Genomic DNA, 17,778 nt, shown 5'->3' on the forward strand with positions numbered 1-17,778 from the left:
ATCTTGACGTTCTTTTTACCCCTTTCAGGCGTTTTCGTCCTTAAGGAGCTTGTATTCGGCGGCATCAAGCAAAGCTTCCAGACTTGCAGCCACAATATTATCGCTGGCTCCAACCGTGCCCCAGATCTCGTCTCCGTCGGTGGATTCGATAAAAACACGGGTTTGAGCGTCTACTCCATTCTCGGACTCAAGGATTCTCACTTTGAAATCTCGAAGCTCTACTTCCATAATGGCCGGGAAATCCACAGCAAGAGCTGACCGTATGGCTTTATACAAAGCACTCACCGGGCCCGTAGACTCTGCGACGCAATGATTTACCTGTCCATTAACTTCGACTTTCACCGTAGCCTCAGAGACGACAGACTGAGAATCATCGCGGTGACCCTCAATCACTCGGAATCCTTTCAAAACGAAGAAGGGACTGTGGTGCTTCAAGAACTTTGAAAGCAGGAGTTTAAATGAGGCATCAGCGGCTTCGTACTCATAGCCTTTATGCTCGAGTGCTTTCAGTTGATCTAGAAATGCCTTCATCTCAGGCGATTTTTCCTCAACTTCCATCCCGAGCTCTTTTGCCTTCATCATCAGGCTACTCCTTCCAGACATGTCGGAGACGAGGATTCGCTGACGGTTCCCCACTTCCTCCGGACGTATGTGCTCGTAACTCCGAGCGACCTTCAAGGCTGCATTCGCATGAACTCCACCTTTATGGGCAAAGGAAGAAGCTCCAACAAAAGGAGCCCTGTTGTCAGATCGAACGTTGGCAAGATCATCAATGTAGAGAGAAAGGTCACGAAGCTCATTCAATCTGGATCGACAATTCATATCTCGATCCATCTTCAATACCAGGTTTGGAATGATTGATGTCAGGTTGGCATTCCCATTACGCTCACCATACCCATTCATAGTTCCCTGAACCATGGTAGCACCGATATCAATTCCAGCGAGACTTACAGCTACGCCAACCCCAGCATCGTTGTGGCAATGGACGCCGACCTTTTCACTACCAAACTTATCAACTACTACCTTGGTGATTGATTCCACCTCTGATACCAGCTTTCCGCCATTCGTATCGCACAGAACAATAAAATCCGCACCCCCTCGTTCAGCAGCTTCGAGCGTTTTCAATGCATAGTCTGAACTGTCGACGTATCCATCGTAGAAGTGTTCAGCATCATAAATCACTTCCCTTCCCGACTCTTTCAGATATCGGACCGAATCTTCAATCATAGCCAAATTCTCTTCGGCCGTGGTACGTAAGACATCAGTTACATGGAGTAACCAGGTTTTCCCAAAAATGGTCACAACCTCAGTTTCAGCATCTAATAATAGCTGAATTTGAGGATCATCTTTAGCCTCTAGCTTTGCACGCCTGGTAGAACCAAAAGCGGCAACTTTGGCATGCTTGAGTTTAACCCCTTTGATTTCTTCAAAGAATGCCATATCTCTTGGATTAGATCCAGGCCATCCCCCTTCGATATAATCCACGCCAAATTGATCCAATTTCTGCGTAATTAGGATTTTATCAGTAGCAGAAAATGAAATGCCTTCTCCCTGAGTTCCATCTCTCAGGGTCGTGTCGTAGATAAGAACCGAATTGTTTCCACTCATAAAATATCGTTAGTTAACTAGATTGACTGACGGATGAAGGTTTTTACGGCATCTACATCGGATGCAACCTTATGTTTCACTAGAGGCATAGTTTTCAATACCTCCAAGGAGGGGTGCTTCGGCTGAGAACCTATACACTCAATAATTGTTTCTGGAAACTTTGCCGGATGTGCAGTGGATAGCACAACTTTCGGATTCCCAGAATCAAAGCCAGTGAGACCACATGCAGTATGCGGATCAGCTACATAGCCATGTGCCTGATGAAGTTTAGTAATGATATCTCTAATTTCCGTATCCGTAGTCCGACTGCTGGTGAAGGTGCTCGAATCAAAATCAACGAATTCGTATTCACCGGACGCCTTAAAAGCATCCATTATGTTTCGGACTTTTTCTGGGTTCTCACCCTCCGCAAAATAGATAAATCGTTCAAAATTTGAAGCCACCTGGATATCCATCGATGGAGCCAAACTGGGACTCACATCATGAACGACATAGTTTCCAGATGAAAACAACCGGTGCAAAATGTCATTCTGATTGGTTGCGACACGGAAAGAACCAATGGGCAATCCCATCTGCTGAACCATCCAACCAGCGAGTATGTTTCCAAAGTTTCCGGTAGGCACCACAAACTCTGTTGACGCACGTACAGATTCTGGAAGCCGCCAGTATCCATGTATATAATAGACACATTGAGCCAAAACACGGGCCAGGTTAATTGAGTTAACAGCCGATAGGTTGACTTCCTCACGAAAAGCTCGGTCACCAAAAGCTTCTTTTAATACCTTCTGCGTGTCATCGAAACTTCCCTCAACAGCCAATGGGTAAACGTTTCCTTCACCCGTGCAGGCCATCTGCCTTTCCTGCAGCGGAGAGATCCGTCCGTCTGGATATAAAATAAAAATGCGAACACCCGATTTGCCAAGCAGTCCATGAATGGCAGCAGCCCCCGTATCGCCCGAGGTAGCCCCAAGGACCGTGATAGGTCGTCTGGTCTTCTCTATTTGGTATTCATAAAGGTTCCCCAGAAGCTGAAGGGCGAAATCTTTAAAAGCCAGAGTAGGACCGTGAAACAACTCTAGAATAAATAAGTCTGGGCTCAGTTGCTTCAAGGGAGCAATCTCTTCATGATCAAACTTCCCATAAGATTTGGCGACGATCTCTCTAAGAACCGAAGGCTCAATATCCGTAGCAAAATGCCTCAGGAATTCGAAACAGAGTTCTTCATATCCTAGATCTTTCCATTTCGAAAAATGCTTACTTAGATCTGGCATTGCCTCGGGAACAAACAGTCCACCATCCGGAGCCAGTCCAAGGGCAACCGCTTCTGAAAATGAAACAGCCGGTGTTTGACCTCTAGTACTAACAAACTTCATCAGCCAGCTGTTTTCAAATCGAAAGCGGTATGAGCTAATTGAGCTGCCAAGTCTGCGTGCTCCAAATTGATGGCCACCGAAATTTTAATTTCAGAGGTACCAATCAACTTAATATTTATACCACCATCCGCCAGCGTCTTAAACAACTTTGCAGCTACTCCCGAATGACTCCGCATCCCGACTCCGACGACGGATAATTTCGCAATGTCGGTTGAGCTGGTTAGGGTTCCACCAATGTCTTGAAATACTTGATTCACTACTCCCTCAGCCTTCAAGGTATCATCTTTGGGAATAGTGAAGGTCATATTCGCTTTTCCTTCACGACCGATATTTTGCACGATCATATCGACCAGAATATTTGACTCAGCAAGCGCAGTGAACAACTTACCGGCTGTGCCAGGTTCATCGGGGAGATCACTGACGACAACTTGAGTTTGGCTTTTGTCCACGGCAACGCCACGCACCAATACTTCTTCCATCGAGGAAACTTCTTCTTTCACAATTGTACCGGGTTCATTGTTAAAACTGGATCGCACCTCAAAGGTGACTTTGTACTTTTTCGCAAATTCAACAGCACGAGCTTGCATAACCTTAGTGCCCATACTGGCGAGCTCGAGCATTTCGTCGTAACTGACTTCATCTAACTTCACCGCATCTTTTACAATCCTCGGATCAGCCGTAAAAACTCCTTCGACATCCGTAAAGATCTGGCAGAGATCAGCCTCTAATCCGGCCGCCATAGCAACCGCACTCAAATCCGACCCACCCCGACCAAGAGTGCTAATTTGGCCTACACTGTTTATGCCTTGGAATCCGGCAACAATCACCACCTTGCCAGCGGCTAAAAGATCGGGAATACCGCCACCTTCAACACGAACGATTCGAGCCTTAGTATGAGAATCGTCAGTGATCACGCCAGCTTGAGGCCCAGTTCGGGACTCAGCTGGAATGCCCAACGCATGCAAAGCCATCGCCATGAGGGCAATCGTCTCCTGTTCGCCTACGGCAAGCAGCATGTCCATTTCGCGCTCGTTAGGTTCCGGATTGATACTTTTAGCCCTTGAAACTAATTCATTGGTAACCCCGGAACGTGCGGAAACGACTACCACAACTTCATTTCCGTTGTCGTAAGTCTCCTTGATACGCTCAGCTACCGCTTGAATTCTTTCAACGGTGCCAACAGATGTGCCTCCATATTTTTGTACTATCCTTGCCATCGAGCTTAATCGTTAAAATTAGCAATCCTCAAAAGGAAGGGTTTGGAGAGAACAGGACTTGAACGCTTTAATGAACGAAAAGCTCGTGCAATAGCTGACTCAGAGCATTGATGAGTAGTTAAAGTTAAAACAGCAGAAGCCTTCGTCTTTTTATGGGATGGCTTGCTATCCAATTGTTGGACGACCCGAGCAATGCTAATTTTCTCCTTTGCCATAAGAGCCGTTACTTTTGAGAGCACACCAGGCTGATCGATTACAGATAGACGGAGGTAGAAGCTCGACTTCACTTCTTCCATGGAAGCGATCTGAAGCTCCTCAAGCGTCGAGGTTAGGGGATCATTCTTTTCATCAATCAGATTCATGAGCCCAGCACCTTGAGTCGTAAATACGGCATCAGCGATATCACTGATAACTGCACTGGCAGTAGCATCTTGCCCTGCCCCTCGCCCGATATGAATGGTGGATCCGACTACATCACCACTGACGCATACTGCATTATATACATCATCGACCCGACCCAGGATATGAGTTTTCGGAATAAGCGCAGGATAAACACCGACAAAGAGAGAATTTTTCTTCACATCACTTACGACAGAGGCAAGATGCTTAATCCGGTAGCCCATTGCATCAGCGGCCAAAATATCGGACGTAGTTATCTCGCGGATACCTTCAATCAGCATCTTGTTCATGGGGATCCATTTTCCATGAGCAAGGTAAGCTAGAATACCCGCCTTGTGAGCGGCATCAATTCCATCAACATCTAAGCTCTCATCCGCTTCGGCATATCCCAGGGCTTTTGCTTCAGCTAGGATTTCACCGAAAGGTTTACCCTCCGCCTGCATTCTAGTTAGGATATAGTTACAGGTTCCATTCAGTATACCGTGAATCCCAGGGAAGCGATTCGCGACCAGCCCTTCTCGGATGGATTTAATAATCGGGATTCCTCCAGCCACACTCGCTTCAAAAAAGATATGACCTTCACTTTTCTTAGCAGCCCTGATCACCTGATTACCGTGCTCGCACAATAGTGCCTTATTTGCGGTAACAACAATCTTACCGTTCTTGAGCGCTTGTAAGGTCAATTGCTTCGCCAAGGTGGTGCCACCGATGAGCTCGCAGACAACCTGAATGGAAGGATCATTAACCACTTCAAAACCATCTTCAGTTAATAAGTTCGGATTTACCTTTACGTTTCGCTTAAGCCGTTTGTTTCGAACGGCAATCTTGGAAACCTTGAGCCGAACTCCTAATCGTGATTCGAGAATCTTTCGATTACGGTTCAGGTGTTTCAACACACCTTGCCCCACGACCCCAAGGCCTAGAATTCCTAAATTTACTGTTGGTTTGTTAGCCATACTAAAATTGACCGATCTATTTTTTGACAGATCGATTTTCGGTTCCATTTAAAAGCCGGATGATGTTCGACCGGTGAAGAACAATCAGCAAGCACGCAATCAAGGCGCAAAAGCCCAATATCCATTGCGACATGCCGAGGAAATATGAAGAGATGGGCAAGCTGACTCCAAATAACATGGAGGCCAACGATACATACCGCAGGCTGTAGAAAGTAATAATCCACACAACTGCCCCTATTAAGAGTACCCAAGGAGCAAGCGCTAGAAAACCACCCATGGTTGTCGCAACTCCCTTTCCTCCTCGGAATTTTAAAAACACAGAAAAGCTGTGCCCTCCAATGGCTGCTATCACTGCGCATATGGAAAGCAACTCACGGTATTCAACAGAGGCAATCAGTAGAGGAACCAAGGCAGCCACGAATCCTTTAAGGAAATCAAAAAAGAAAACGGTATTACCTGCTTTCTTTCCAATGACACGTTTTACATTGGTAGCTCCAGGGTTGCCACTTCCCTCCTTAAAAATGTCTACGCCGTTTTGTTTTGCGATTAGGACAGCAAATGAGACTGAGCCGAGGAGATACCCGAGCGTACATGCCAGCACAATTTTCCAGATCAGATGCATGAATGGTAATCGCTAGATAGAAAGGAAGAATTAAAGAGAAACTACGATAGCCGACTTGATGTTCTCGCTGGAAACAATTTCTTGAAAGGCATCATCGTTGGGAGCCGTATCCAGGTTCACAACGTTCAATGCCAGACCACCCACATGATTTCGACTTAAAGACATGGATGCAATATTCACACCGGACTTAGCAAGGGTGGTTCCAAGAACTCCGACAATTCCTGGAACATCTTGATTCTCTACAACCAACATGACTCCTTCTGGAGAAGCTTCAACGTCACGCCCATTGATGTGAACCATACGAGGATGACCCGCTTTCCCTATTAAAGTGCCTTGGACGGAATATATTTCTCCATCACTGGCTGTTGCTTCCAAAACAATCAGTTCATTGTAGTCGCTTTCTTCACTCGACTTCACCACCTCGTTCTCAATGCCCAATTGCTTGAGAAGAATGGGAGCATTGACCGAATTCACATTATCTCCACTGATGTTGGTCAAGTAGCCTTGGAGAATGCTTCGAGTAAGAGGATCTGCATCAATATCTACGATCTTGCCGAAGTAAGTGATCTTAAGCTTGTTCACCTGGTCAGGCGTTATCTGCTGGAGAAAGTTGCCAAGGTTGGCACCCAAATTAAGGTAAGGCGACAGAGCATCCAAGGTCTTGCTATCAACTGAAGGCATGTTGAGTGCATTCTGAATGACTCCACCCGCAACGGCTTTTGCTACGTTTTCAGCGATCTCAATCCCCACACTTTCCTGCGCTTCTTTAGTAGATGCACCCAAGTGTGGCGTTAGCACTAGATTATGAACCTGTCGCATGGGGTGATCCTCAGCGAGTGGCTCGCTTTCATAAACATCCAGACCAGCGTATGCGACCTTGCCAGACTCAATCGCTTCAACGAGGTCGTCCTGATTAATGATTCCACCACGAGCACAATTGACCAACCGGACTCCGTCCTTCATGGTAGCAATCGACGTTTTATCGATCATATTGCGCGTCGAATCTGTAAGCGGCATGTGAACGGTTATAAAGTCAGCCTCCTTCAAAACATCTTCCAATGTCATGGCCTCAACTCCCATTTGTTTAGCCCGGCTCTCGACCAGAAACGGATCATAAGCCAGCACACGCATTCCAAATGCTTGAGCACGGGAGGCAACTTCAGCACCGATTCGACCCAAGCCAAGAATACCGAGTGTTTTTCTAAACACTTCAGCACCCCCGTAAACTTTGCGGTCCCAACGACCTGCCGTCATTGAGGCATTTGCCTGGGCGATCTGACGCGTGGTACAAAGCAAGTGGGTAAAAGTCAGCTCAGCGGTCGCGATGGTGTTTCCGCCAGGGGTGTTCATCACCACAACTCCGTTTTCAGTAGCAGCCTCGATGTCGATATTGTCGACCCCTACCCCGGCGCGGCCGACGGCTTTTAATTGAGGTGCTGCTTCAATTACCTCACGGGTAATCTTAGTATCACTTCGCACAATGATTCCGGAAACGTCTTTGACGAGTTCCAGAATTTGCTCTGGTGAAGATCCGTAAGCCTCGATGACTTCGAAATTATTTTGGTTCTTGAGGAATTCGACGCCACTAGCGGCGATCTTGTCTGCGACGAGTATTTTCATCAGCTGGAATGTCGGAAAAAGCGATGAATACAAGAACCGGATTTTTTAATTGCAACGACGAAATCAGGCCTAATTCACCGAGTAGCCTAAAAAATCAGCTTTCGTCCAATTCCCGCAATGCTTCAACCAGTCGATTCAGAGGGATTTCAATCTCCTCTCCAGAGGCCAAGTTTTTCAATTTCACCTGCCCCTGAGATACTTCCTCCTCGCCAAAAACGGCAGCCCAACGAGCTCCAGATTCATTGGCGGACTTAAATTGCTTACCGAAACCAACCCGTTTGATGGGATAATCAACTGAATACCCAGCCAAGCGCAGGGCCTGAATTTGTTGAAGAGCTGCGGTGAGCACCTCATCACCCCCTAAGACAACATAGACGTCTGGCGCTTGAATGTAGGTTGGTAGAAGGCCTTTTTCTTCGAGCAAATCCTTAATCACGACATCACCCATGGCGAATCCAACCGCCGGCATATCAGGCCCACCCAGTTTTTTAACGAGATGATCGTAACGACCTCCTCCAGCAATTGCCCGGTGTTCTCCTTGGATATCGAAAGCCTCGAATACAAATCCAGTATAATAAGCTAAACCACGGACAATTCCCAAATCGATGCGAATGAAGGATTTCATGCCCATGCCATCGAGTCGTTGGATAAGTGCCTCCCAAGCATCAAGACGCTCAACGACCGCATCGGCCAATTCTCCAGCCGCAACATGGGCTTTGAAAAAAGAATTTAGATCAGCGAGCTCACGAATTTGGGTCAAAGTCTCTACTTTTACCAAGAAGTCTTCGGACGCTTCGTTGAAATAAGGCCCCAGCTTCTCCAAGAGAACTTCGCGCGGCATCCGCTCCATTTTATCCACCAGACCAAGAACGGCAAACACCGCCTCTTCCTCTAGACCGAGGCTCTGTAGATAAAGGACCCAAAGATGGCGATCGCTGACTCGGATAACAAAGTCATCTGAATTGAGCCCCATCACGCAGAGGCTGTGAATGAGAATGGCTATGATTTCCGCATCAGCACCGGCTCCCGCCTCGCCAAAGATATCTGCATTAAATTGATAGAATGAACGGAGGCGGCCCTTCTGCTTCCGCTCGTATCGAAAATTTTCTTCGATCGTGAACCACTTGATGGGTCGTTTAAGTGCATTGGCACGAGCCCCAATCATACGAGCCAAGCTGGGAGTCATCTCGGGACGGAGAGCCACAGCCCGTCCACCTTGATCCTCAAATGCAAAGAGTTGGCTTACAATCTCATCGCCCGACTTTTGCTTAAACAAATCGAGCGATTCAAGGATCGGCCCATCATACTCTTTAAAACTAAAAGACTGGGCTGTCTTTCGCCAAATCTGGAAGAGGTGGTTTCGTAGGGCACAATCTTCAGGATAAAAATCCCGAAAGCCTGGAAGGGTCTTAAACATCTGAAGTGGCCATGTTAATTCTACGGCCTGACCGGGTTACGCCAAGTTATCCAGCTCCAGGTCTTTCAGGTTGGCTTTCAATTCTTTTCCGGCTTTGAACTTTACCACTGCACGAGTTGGAATAATTACATCCTTCTCCGGTTTATTAGGGTTACGTCCAATCCGGGCCTTTCGAACCTGAATTTCAAACACACCAAAATTCCTCAACTCAACATTTTGACCGGAGCTCAATGCGTTTGCGATGGCGTCCAAGGTAAGTTGAACAACCTCCTTGACTTCCTTTTGCGGATAATTGGTTTTCTGGTAGATATCCAGAACGATATCTCGCTTAGTTAAATTGTCTGACATACTGTCTGTAGCTCCTTTTAGACTTAATTAAATACATACAAAAAAATCCGAATTTCCTTACGTCAATGGCAAACAAATATTTGCCTCCGAATTTTCCAAGTATATGAGTGACAAAGACACAAAAAATCCCTTCGAAGAAATCCAGAAACAACTTCAGGAACTTTTAAAAACCAATAATCCCAACGTCACGGTAAACCCTTTCGTTCCGCCGCAGCAAGCGCCACCCACCTCTTCTACGCCAGAAGAGCCGAAGGAATCAGATGAAGTTTTAAAACAGATTCAGGCGTTTAAAAGGAAGCCGAAGGAAATTCGCGACTATTTGGATCGATTTGTAATTCGTCAGGATGAGGCCAAGAAAGTTCTATCCGTTGCTATTTGCGATCACTACAACCACGTACGGCAGTGCATAGAAGATCCTTCCTTGACGAAGAAAGAGTATAACAAGCAGAACATCCTCCTCCTCGGCCCGACCGGTGTCGGTAAAACTTACCTGATGCGCAATATCGCCAAACTGATCGGCGTTCCCTTTGTCAAAGCGGATGCGACAAAGTTCAGCGAAACAGGCTATGTGGGCAGCGATGTCGAGGATTTGGTTCGAGATCTCTACAAACTGTCAGACCAAAATGCAGAGTTAGCACAATATGGTATTATATACATAGATGAGATCGACAAGATAGCCGGCTCCTCGGAAATGGGAGGCAAAGACGTCTCTGGTCGAGGCGTGCAGATCAATTTGTTAAAGCTCATGGAGGACGCCGATGTAAACTTGGTCAACCCACAGGACATGATGAGCCAGATGCAGGCCATGATGAGCATGGGGCAAGGCGGTAAAAAACAGAAACGTACACTAAGCACCAAAAATATTCTCTTCATCGTTTCCGGTGCGTTCGACAAATTGGCCGAAAATGTCCGCAAACGTCTCGATCAAGGACAAATTGGTTTCTCATCCCAACGGAATGGCGAAGAGGCCGACGATTCTCACTTCCTCAAGTTGACCGAGACGCGTGATTTTATGGACTACGGATTCGAACCAGAATTCATTGGTCGACTTCCGGTCCGAGTTGCTTGTGAAGCGCTTTCGAAAGAAGACTTGGCACAGATTCTAAAAAACTCTGAAGGCAGTATCCTCGATCAATACCATCGAGATTTCAAAGGTTACGACATCGACTTCTCGATCACCGATGAAGCCATTCTTGCAATCGCTGATCGCGCCTCTAAAGAAAAGACAGGCGCTCGAGGTCTAATGACGGTTTTGGAAAAAACCTTTCGTGAGTTTAAGTTCGAGCTCTCCTCTACCCTCATTCAAAACTTTGAAGTAACCAGCGATACAGTGGAAAACCCACAGGAAGCGCTAAAGGACATTTTGCTAAACAATCAGGCCGCATTGAACGATTTTCTTTTCAAGCGCGTGGCAGAGTTCATATCAGACTTCAAAGAGAAGCACGGTCTCGACTTGGAATTCTCCGAAGATGCCTGCGCCAAGATTGTCGAACTTGCCGTCAATGAAGACCGCTCTACGAGCTCCATCTGCGAACAGCTTTTCAAGGACTATGAGCACGGCTTAAAAATTGTCAGCCGAAACTCAGGGAAGACTCGCTTCCTCATAACAGCCGATGCGGTCGACAATCCCGATGGTGAACTTTCCAAATGGGTCGTTGAAAGCATCAAGGGAAAAGATGCCGTAGCCGAGGAAAAGCCGGAAGCAGAACCTGAGGAAGAGAAAGCCTAAGTATGCCAGAAGCGGAAGCAGTACGCTCCATGTTTGGTGGGATTGCCAAACGCTACGATCTAGCTAATCACCTACTGAGTGGCGGTATGGATTACTGGTGGCGACGAGTACTCGTAAAGAAGGTGAAGCAAATGAATCCTTCCGTCGTAGTTGATTTAGCAACCGGAAGTGGAGACGTCGCATTCTCACTGAAAAACAAATTGGGCGATCAGGTGAGTGTGTCAGGGCTCGACTTCTGCCAGCCCATGCTCGACGAAGCAGAAAAAAAGCGTCTAGAACGCACCCCCTCCCCCGACATCAGATTTGGGATCGGCGACATATTAAATCTACCTCTCGCTGATAATTCGGCAGATGCCATCACGGTCGCATTCGGCGTTCGAAACCTGGAAAATCGAAATCAAGGCCTCAAAGACATCCGCCGTTGCCTGCGTCCAGGCGGCAAACTTTTCATTCTCGAGTTTTCCCAGCCTTACAATTGGTTTCGCCCTCTCTATTATAGTTACCTGAAATACATACTACCGACAATCGCCGGTTGGGTAACGAAAAAGCCAGAAGCTTACGATTACTTAGGGAACTCAATAGAAGGCTTCCCCAGTACGCAAAAACTCATCGATGAGTTGGACGTTGCTGGCTTCCAGGACATGAAGGCAACTCGCATGACTCTCGGGATCGTAGCGATTCACGAAGCGGTAGCTCCTTGAGCTGATTCGGTATTCCAGATAATGCAGTTCAACTCCGTCGCGATAATGGTTGCTGCGATCAAAGAGCGCTTAAAACCGAAATCCGTTGAACCACCTCGGCGCCTCAGATCCATGTAATCTCCAAATCCTAAAAGCGCATAATTATAGACTTTTACAACGAGATTGAGGAGTGCAGCTCCACCGACAAAAGGATCTAAGGCGGATGGCTGAATGACAGCTCTGGGACGATCTTCATTGGCTACACCGTCGTCAGCCCGCTGGAATACCTGGCCCAAATGGTTATCCCAAACTGTTTTCCCATAAACATTGGAAACAGTCAGACATGGCTGCAAATTAACCAAGCTGGGGACCAGCAGCCCCAAGTGAAACTGCCAGAAGATCTCGTAGGTCTTTATTCCGGTCTGTTCATCCAATACGAAACCACAGTTACTTTGTAATATGGTCGTACTACTGCCTCCAGGCAGTATTTTAGATCCATCGGGCATGAGAAACCCAAATTGAATACTATAATCCTGATCTCCTTTGGCGATGGAATCCTGCAAGCTAACCGGCAACGATAAGCGAATGCTGAATTGATTATTCTTGGGGTTGTAGATCTGCTCGAGAAGCGTCTGGCCAGACAGAGCACTTGAAAGGCCTCCCATGGCTAAGCTGAGGATTAAGAACCATCCACAGACCTGTTTTAGACTGCGAGATGTGTGAGGAGATTGATGGAGGAGTATAGTTTAAAACTGTAGATGTCGCACTTGACCCATGTCAATCGGCCCACGTTCTCAGACTCTTTGGAGAGCCAATTTACTATAAACACCTAATAAAATATGCCGGAATACATCCAAATCTGATGGATATCTGCATTTTGCTGAGGCGGAGGTTGATTCAAATGGATGATATTTCCCATCCATAAAAATTTCGGGAATGAAAACATGGTCTTGAAACATCTTACATTTTTGCTTTTCTAAGTTCCCCAGCAAAGCCTGATAATCATTTTTATATGAAACTGTATTACCTGACTCTTTTCCTTTCACTCATTTTAAGCCCGCTTTTCGCTCAAGTCGACGAAGCCGAGCTCAACGAGGAAGGATTCAAAACCTCCACCGTTTCAGATTTTCTAAAATCCAAGTATACCTGGGAAGCTCCGAAGAAAGAGGGAGAAGAATCTGAGAGTGTAGTCGATAATAAGACTCCTTATAAACCCTTGGACCAACGACTGGCCGAACGAAACGAAGAGATAAAAGCACGGCTTCAACCCACCCTGGATATCGACGACCCCGCAAAGGAGAACTCTCCCGAGGACATTCCTTTGGATGAACTTGGTCTCGATACCGTTGAATTAAGGGAATTCCAGGTCAACGAACTCTACTCCCCTTTGATGCGTATGTCGGAGATAAAGGATCTGGACACACTCGATCCTGCATCAGGTGGCGCCTACTTAAGTGATGAGTATTTCTCTAATTTTGAAAACCGTTGGCTAAACCGCTACCACATCCCACTCATCGGAAAGTCCCAGGAGCAGCTTGCACAGGAACGGTATCGACAGCAGCAGTATGAAAGTTTCCTTGGTGATGTTTCAACTACCATTAGTGGATTGGAGAGCTTGGACCCAGCTAGGTCCAAGGAGATCAAAACGCTACTGAACGACACCAAGTCGCAGTACAACTTCAATCACAAGAACGACGATCTGCGCTTCAACGGTCCCGACGCAAGGTTTTAGGTGTTTGTTGAACGATAATTCCTATAAAGAATGCTTTAATGTATTAACCATTAGGAAGAGTGACTCCAATGCTCCACCTGATAATGGCGGGACAATAAAACAGCCCATAGTCGCATCATCTTCAAATGGTTGAGCGGAGTAATTTAAATTCGTAGCCTCATGGTTGTTGGACCCTCCAAAAGCACTCATTAGAGTGTAATCATTCAATTCTGGAATGTAGGGACAAAAGACAATTTTAAATCCTTCAACAGGATCGAAACTAACCAAGGACCAGAAATAGTCGTAAGGGTCTTTTGGATCTGTTCCAGCTGCAAATTCTTCCTCATTCGTCATGCCATCTCCATCGAAATCGGTATCAGCCTTTTTGTCATCAGCAGACGCAGTAGAAGGAAATGTTCCAGGACTGTTAGCAAAATCCTCATAGTCTTGCTCGTCTACGATATGTTCGATGACAGTTACTGAAATACACTGACTGTCCATTCCGACAGGATCACCTGCATCAGATACTTCAACGGTAACTTCATAAACATTGTCCGTATTGGCGTCAGTAGGTGTCGCAACAACCGGTGCTGTTTTAAAAGTCAAAACACCGGTACTCGCAACGATGTCGAAAAGTGCAGCGTCTGCACCACCATTAATAGCAAAGGACAAAGTGTCACCTGGAAGGTCCGGATCAGAGGCGGTGACCGTTGTCAATGCAGTTTCGTTCTCTTCAACATTGATTCTTATATCCGTATACTCAATGGTTGATGGTATGGATATTACCCCTAACAAAACTCCACATTCTAGGAGATCTTTTCTGAAAGGAGCCGTAATCTCAGCCGGGGTACTCGCCGCCGCTGGACCCGCTGCATCAGCAAATACCGAAACCGCCAAGATAGCTCGCAAGCAACATCCCATCGAGTGGAGAAACAAACAAGCAGACATGGCCTATCGTCAGTTGGGTTCGACGGGCTTGATGATTTCTGAAGTGATCCAAGGAGGCAGCGGCCCGATGTTGCCCGAAACGTATCATCGCTTTAATTACGCGATCGAACGGGGACTCAATTATTTTGACACCAGCTCCCGTTACAGTGGCGGAAAGAGCGAGGAAGTCTTGGGCATGCTCCTCAGCCAGCCGGGCGTGAGAGACAAAGTATTCGTCTCCACCAAAGTAGCCAGTTACACCGCTACAACGAATACCATCTGCAATGAAATCTTCAAAGGACTGCCCGGAGAAAAGCAAAGCGCCCTAAAAAAGAAAGCTCTGGATATGCTGAATGAGCGAGGGGTTCGAAAGCCAGGGTATTTCTATCCCTACTTCGGTGGGCACTACGAAAGTGTGGAGCGCGATTACTTAGGATTGGTCATTAAACAGGAATACGGCTATAAACGAGCGTGGAAGCAGCGGATAAAGAAGGACATGTTCGAAACGCTGGAAACGAGCCTTCGAAGATTAAAAACCGACCACGTTGATATCTGCCACTGCCCACACGGAATTCGACTCCCCGAAGAACTGGAGGATGAAATAATCGACGAGTTTTTTGAAACCGTAAAACGTCAAGGGAAGATACGTTTCACCAGCTATTCCTGCCACACCGATGCGCCTCGAATCTTGGAAAAGGCAGTCGTTCAACGTTCTCGTGACCTCGCTATGTCGACCTATAACATTGCAAACCAGGGCAGCATGGAAGGACCGATCGAACGGGCGCACAAGAATGGTATGGGCTTTATCGCCATGAAGGTCGCAGCAGCAGTTCAAACCCGTTTTGAGCCACTGAAACCCATCCCCGAATGGCGTATCAAAAAACTGGAGACAACCGTTCCCGGCAATTACTCCCTTCCCGCCAGAGCCTATTTATGGGCTCTTCAGAATCCTCACATCTCCGCCGTCATCTCAGAGATGTATGACCAAGACATGATGATCGACAACTTTGCCATTGTGGGGAAGAAAGTTGAACTCAAACCAGCCTAATCGCAATCATAGCACTATGAAAATCACCTTATCCTTCGCACTCACAGTTTTAGGCATCATTTCAACTGGGAGTTTCCATCTTCAGGCACAACGGGGCTCCGAAGTACAGCAATTGAGACGAGCGGCGGAACGATCACGCCAACAAGAAGCTACCCTCGAAGACAATCCCTTTGTAGGAATAACAGAAGATGGTTCCGTCCAAAAGGGACTCTTTAAAATTGAATTCACGGGTGTTTCAGCCGCCTCCATCCAGCAAGCGGCCGAGGCCTTTATTGCGACTCTAAGCGACAGCCAAAAAAAGGACACCTTGCATCCGGTGGATAGCCCAGAATGGCGACAGTGGATGAACCAGCACTTTTATGACCGTTGGGGGATCAGCTTTGAAGAAATGACCGAGGCGCAAAAGGAAGCTGGCTTTGATTTACTCCGAGCATCACTCAGTCCCCGCGGTTTTGAACTCGCCAGAAACATTATGAAGCTCAATCACACGCTGGGCGAAATGCAGGGCAACCAATTCATGCTCGGAGAATGGGCTTACCACATAACAATCATGGGCACCCCTTCTCAGACAGAACCCTGGGGCTGGCAGATCGATGGACATCATCTGATCATTAATTTCTTCATCCTTGGAGACCAAGTAGTCGCCACTCCAACTTTTGTAGGTTCCGAACCCATGATCGCTGAGGACGGGAAATTCAAGGGAATCGCCATTATGCAGGACGAGCAAAACAAAGCTCTCGCATTTGCCCAAAGCCTGACTCCAAAGCAACAATCGAAGGCGATTATTCGACATAGCAAACCAGGCAACGATAATAAAACGGAGGCATTCAAAGATAATGTCGTCATGCCTTATCAAGGCATACCGGTTAAGGAGTTAAACAAGAAACAAACCCAAGCGCTGCTCGAAGTAATCGGCCTCTATGCTGGCTACATGAAAGACGGCCATGCAAGAGTCCGCATGAGCGAAATTAAAGATCATTGGGACGACACCTATTTTGCATGGAAAGGCCCCACCGATGAAAATGCGGTATTTTATTACCGGATACACAGCCCGGTTGCATTAATTGAATTTGACCATCAGAATCCAGTCGGTCTAAGACGACAGTTCCCTGAGCGGAAGCCCATTCGCCAACACGTGCATGCCGTTATCCGAACCCCCAACGGAAACGATTATGGCAAGGACCTACTCAGGCAGCATCGCGAAAAGCACCACAGCCATTAATTCAATCTCACAGAGTATTGACCTACTGGGAACCTGAGCAAGTATAGAGGCACTCAATCAATCTAACCTTAAATTATAATAGTCTTATGTTATTCCATATCACCTAAGAAGTTGATCTCAACCAGCGAAATACTGCCCAAGATCGTTTTACCTCTACCGGAGCACTTCCACCCGAAGGTGTGACCATGTTGGGTCGTTGGCATAGTGTCGCTGGCAGAAAGGGATGGATGATGGCCGAATCGGACAATGCGGAAGCACTCATGACATGGACCCAGGGTTGGACCGATGTAATCAGCTTTGATATCTCACCTGTGATCGAAGATGAAGGAGCTGCCCGAGTCTTATCAGCTTCGTAAATTTATTTCAGACTTTTATAGGCTCAGGGATGGACATCATCCCTGAGCTTTCTTTTTTGTGAGAGTTGCAGAAATGAAATTCCCTTCATCGACCAACAACTTTCAAAAAGAACACGTGCAATTGCTCTGCTCCAGTTATCAACATTGGACAGGAAAGCCTCTGCTACCCGGAAACCACCCGGAGACTGAAACCGCGCAATTGATATTCGAAGCTCCATTCCCAGTGCTTTCCCATGATACGGCCTCGAACCCCATCCTCAATTATGCTAATCAGGCTGGGCTAGAGCTCTTTGAGATGACTTGGGATGAGTGGACATCCATGCCGTCGACCGATACGGCAGAAGCCATGCTTCGTGAGGAACGAGCGGCCCTGATGAAGCGTGTCACTGAAAACGGATATATCGACGACTATTCAGGCACGCGTATATCCAAAACGGGAAAACGCTTTTTTATAGAACAAGCCACCGTGTGGAACTTAATCGATGAAAGCGGAGATTATCGAGGTCAAGCCGCCACCTGCTCCGATTGGGTACGAGTCAAATGAC

At 46.9% G+C, this 17,778-nt stretch carries 16 protein-coding genes and 1 pseudogene; 7 read left to right on the top strand and 10 right to left on the bottom strand.

The features are described 5' to 3' along the window. Nucleotides 1-24: 24 nt before the first annotated feature. The 8 genes from cimA to GA003_12590 all read right to left on the bottom strand — a co-directional run bounded on the left by cimA (nucleotide 25) and on the right by GA003_12590 (nucleotide 9,560). A complete protein-coding gene (cimA, locus tag GA003_12555; GenBank protein QXD26863.1) occupies nucleotides 25-1,608 on the bottom strand; it encodes a citramalate synthase in 1,584 nt (527 codons plus the stop codon). Nucleotides 1,609-1,625: 17 nt separating this feature from the next. Continuing rightward, nucleotides 1,626-2,981 (bottom strand): threonine synthase, encoded by a 1,356-nt coding sequence (locus GA003_12560; GenBank protein ID QXD26864.1) that lies wholly within the window; start codon nucleotides 2,979-2,981, stop codon nucleotides 1,626-1,628. Beyond that, nucleotides 2,981-4,198 (bottom strand): aspartate kinase, encoded by a 1,218-nt coding sequence (locus GA003_12565; protein ID QXD26865.1) that lies wholly within the window; start codon nucleotides 4,196-4,198, stop codon nucleotides 2,981-2,983. The genes GA003_12560 and GA003_12565 overlap by 1 nt, the downstream gene beginning before the upstream one ends. 5 nt (nucleotides 4,199-4,203) lie before the next feature. Beyond that, on the bottom strand, nucleotides 4,204-5,553 hold the full coding sequence (locus GA003_12570; GenBank protein ID QXD26866.1) for a homoserine dehydrogenase: 1,350 nt from the start codon (nucleotides 5,551-5,553) through the stop codon (nucleotides 4,204-4,206). Between the two features lie 16 nt (nucleotides 5,554-5,569). Then, a complete protein-coding gene (plsY, locus tag GA003_12575) occupies nucleotides 5,570-6,175 on the bottom strand; it encodes a glycerol-3-phosphate 1-O-acyltransferase PlsY (GenBank protein QXD26867.1) in 606 nt (201 codons plus the stop codon). Between the two features lie 30 nt (nucleotides 6,176-6,205). Beyond that, entirely contained in the window at nucleotides 6,206-7,795 is a 1,590-nt protein-coding gene (gene serA / locus GA003_12580) for a phosphoglycerate dehydrogenase (GenBank protein QXD26868.1), read from the bottom strand. 94 nt (nucleotides 7,796-7,889) lie between these two features. Beyond that, entirely contained in the window at nucleotides 7,890-9,212 is a 1,323-nt protein-coding gene (gene hisS, locus GA003_12585; GenBank protein ID QXD26869.1) for a histidine--tRNA ligase, read from the bottom strand. Nucleotides 9,213-9,248: 36 nt separating this feature from the next. After that, entirely contained in the window at nucleotides 9,249-9,560 is a 312-nt protein-coding gene (locus GA003_12590) for an integration host factor subunit beta (protein QXD26870.1), read from the bottom strand. Nucleotides 9,561-9,663: 103 nt separating this feature from the next. On the opposite strand from GA003_12590, the gene GA003_12595 reads away from it, so the two are divergent. Then, a complete protein-coding gene (locus GA003_12595) occupies nucleotides 9,664-11,289 on the top strand; it encodes an AAA family ATPase (GenBank protein ID QXD26871.1) in 1,626 nt (541 codons plus the stop codon). A gap of 2 nt (nucleotides 11,290-11,291) precedes the next feature. Then, nucleotides 11,292-11,990 (top strand): bifunctional demethylmenaquinone methyltransferase/2-methoxy-6-polyprenyl-1,4-benzoquinol methylase UbiE, encoded by a 699-nt coding sequence (ubiE, locus tag GA003_12600; protein ID QXD26872.1) that lies wholly within the window; start codon nucleotides 11,292-11,294, stop codon nucleotides 11,988-11,990. On the opposite strand, the gene GA003_12605 is transcribed toward ubiE, so the two are convergent. Continuing rightward, nucleotides 11,969-12,634, bottom strand: coding sequence for a hypothetical protein (locus GA003_12605; protein QXD26873.1), 666 nt, complete (start codon nucleotides 12,632-12,634; stop codon nucleotides 11,969-11,971). The two genes, ubiE and GA003_12605, sit on opposite strands and share 22 nt — an antisense overlap. 347 nt (nucleotides 12,635-12,981) lie before the next feature. On the opposite strand from GA003_12605, the gene GA003_12610 reads away from it, so the two are divergent. Beyond that, nucleotides 12,982-13,701, top strand: coding sequence for a hypothetical protein (locus tag GA003_12610; GenBank protein QXD26874.1), 720 nt, complete (start codon nucleotides 12,982-12,984; stop codon nucleotides 13,699-13,701). Between the two features lie 21 nt (nucleotides 13,702-13,722). On the opposite strand, the gene GA003_12615 is transcribed toward GA003_12610, so the two are convergent. Next, nucleotides 13,723-14,475, bottom strand: coding sequence for a hypothetical protein (locus GA003_12615; GenBank protein QXD26875.1), 753 nt, complete (start codon nucleotides 14,473-14,475; stop codon nucleotides 13,723-13,725). On the opposite strand from GA003_12615, the gene GA003_12620 reads away from it, so the two are divergent. The 4 genes and pseudogenes from GA003_12620 to GA003_12635 all read left to right on the top strand — a co-directional run bounded on the left by GA003_12620 (nucleotide 14,456) and on the right by GA003_12635 (nucleotide 17,777). Continuing rightward, nucleotides 14,456-15,655 (top strand): aldo/keto reductase, encoded by a 1,200-nt coding sequence (locus GA003_12620; GenBank protein QXD26876.1) that lies wholly within the window; start codon nucleotides 14,456-14,458, stop codon nucleotides 15,653-15,655. The genes GA003_12615 and GA003_12620 overlap by 20 nt on opposite strands. A 16-nt stretch (nucleotides 15,656-15,671) precedes the next feature. Then, the gene (locus GA003_12625) at nucleotides 15,672-16,877 is read left to right on the top strand and encodes a DUF3500 domain-containing protein (protein ID QXD26877.1); all 1,206 of its coding nucleotides are present in this window, start codon (nucleotides 15,672-15,674) and stop codon (nucleotides 16,875-16,877) included. Between the two features lie 128 nt (nucleotides 16,878-17,005). Beyond that, nucleotides 17,006-17,233, top strand: a pseudogene (locus GA003_12630) (DUF3303 domain-containing protein). A 73-nt stretch (nucleotides 17,234-17,306) separates the two neighbouring features. Further along, complete coding sequence (locus GA003_12635) at nucleotides 17,307-17,777, top strand: MEKHLA domain-containing protein (protein ID QXD26878.1); 471 nt, start codon at nucleotides 17,307-17,309, stop codon at nucleotides 17,775-17,777. The last annotated feature ends 1 nt before the right edge of the window (nucleotide 17,778 follow it).

This window comes from Opitutia bacterium ISCC 52 (genome assembly GCA_014529675.2).
Classification (GTDB): Bacteria; Verrucomicrobiota; Verrucomicrobiia; order Opitutales; family UBA2995; genus UBA2995.

Bases quoted from the DNA above. Each gene is read 5' to 3' on its own strand.
- cimA (QXD26863.1), bottom strand. From the start codon at position 1,608: ATGAGTGGAAACAATTCGGTTCTTATCTACGACACGACCCTGAGAGAT.
- GA003_12560 (QXD26864.1), bottom strand. From the start codon at position 2,981: ATGAAGTTTGTTAGTACTAGAGGTCAAACACCGGCTGTTTCATTTTCA.
- GA003_12565 (QXD26865.1), bottom strand. From the start codon at position 4,198: ATGGCAAGGATAGTACAAAAATATGGAGGCACATCTGTTGGCACCGTT.
- GA003_12570 (QXD26866.1), bottom strand. From the start codon at position 5,553: ATGGCTAACAAACCAACAGTAAATTTAGGAATTCTAGGCCTTGGGGTC.
- plsY (QXD26867.1), bottom strand. From the start codon at position 6,175: ATGCATCTGATCTGGAAAATTGTGCTGGCATGTACGCTCGGGTATCTC.
- serA (QXD26868.1), bottom strand. From the start codon at position 7,795: ATGAAAATACTCGTCGCAGACAAGATCGCCGCTAGTGGCGTCGAATTC.
- hisS (QXD26869.1), bottom strand. From the start codon at position 9,212: ATGTTTAAGACCCTTCCAGGCTTTCGGGATTTTTATCCTGAAGATTGT.
- GA003_12590 (QXD26870.1), bottom strand. From the start codon at position 9,560: ATGTCAGACAATTTAACTAAGCGAGATATCGTTCTGGATATCTACCAG.
- GA003_12595 (QXD26871.1), top strand. From the start codon at position 9,664: ATGAGTGACAAAGACACAAAAAATCCCTTCGAAGAAATCCAGAAACAA.
- ubiE (QXD26872.1), top strand. From the start codon at position 11,292: ATGCCAGAAGCGGAAGCAGTACGCTCCATGTTTGGTGGGATTGCCAAA.
- GA003_12605 (QXD26873.1), bottom strand. From the start codon at position 12,634: ATGGGAGGCCTTTCAAGTGCTCTGTCTGGCCAGACGCTTCTCGAGCAG.
- GA003_12610 (QXD26874.1), top strand. From the start codon at position 12,982: ATGAAACTGTATTACCTGACTCTTTTCCTTTCACTCATTTTAAGCCCG.
- GA003_12620 (QXD26876.1), top strand. From the start codon at position 14,456: ATGGATATTACCCCTAACAAAACTCCACATTCTAGGAGATCTTTTCTG.
- GA003_12625 (QXD26877.1), top strand. From the start codon at position 15,672: ATGAAAATCACCTTATCCTTCGCACTCACAGTTTTAGGCATCATTTCA.
- GA003_12635 (QXD26878.1), top strand. From the start codon at position 17,307: ATGAAATTCCCTTCATCGACCAACAACTTTCAAAAAGAACACGTGCAA.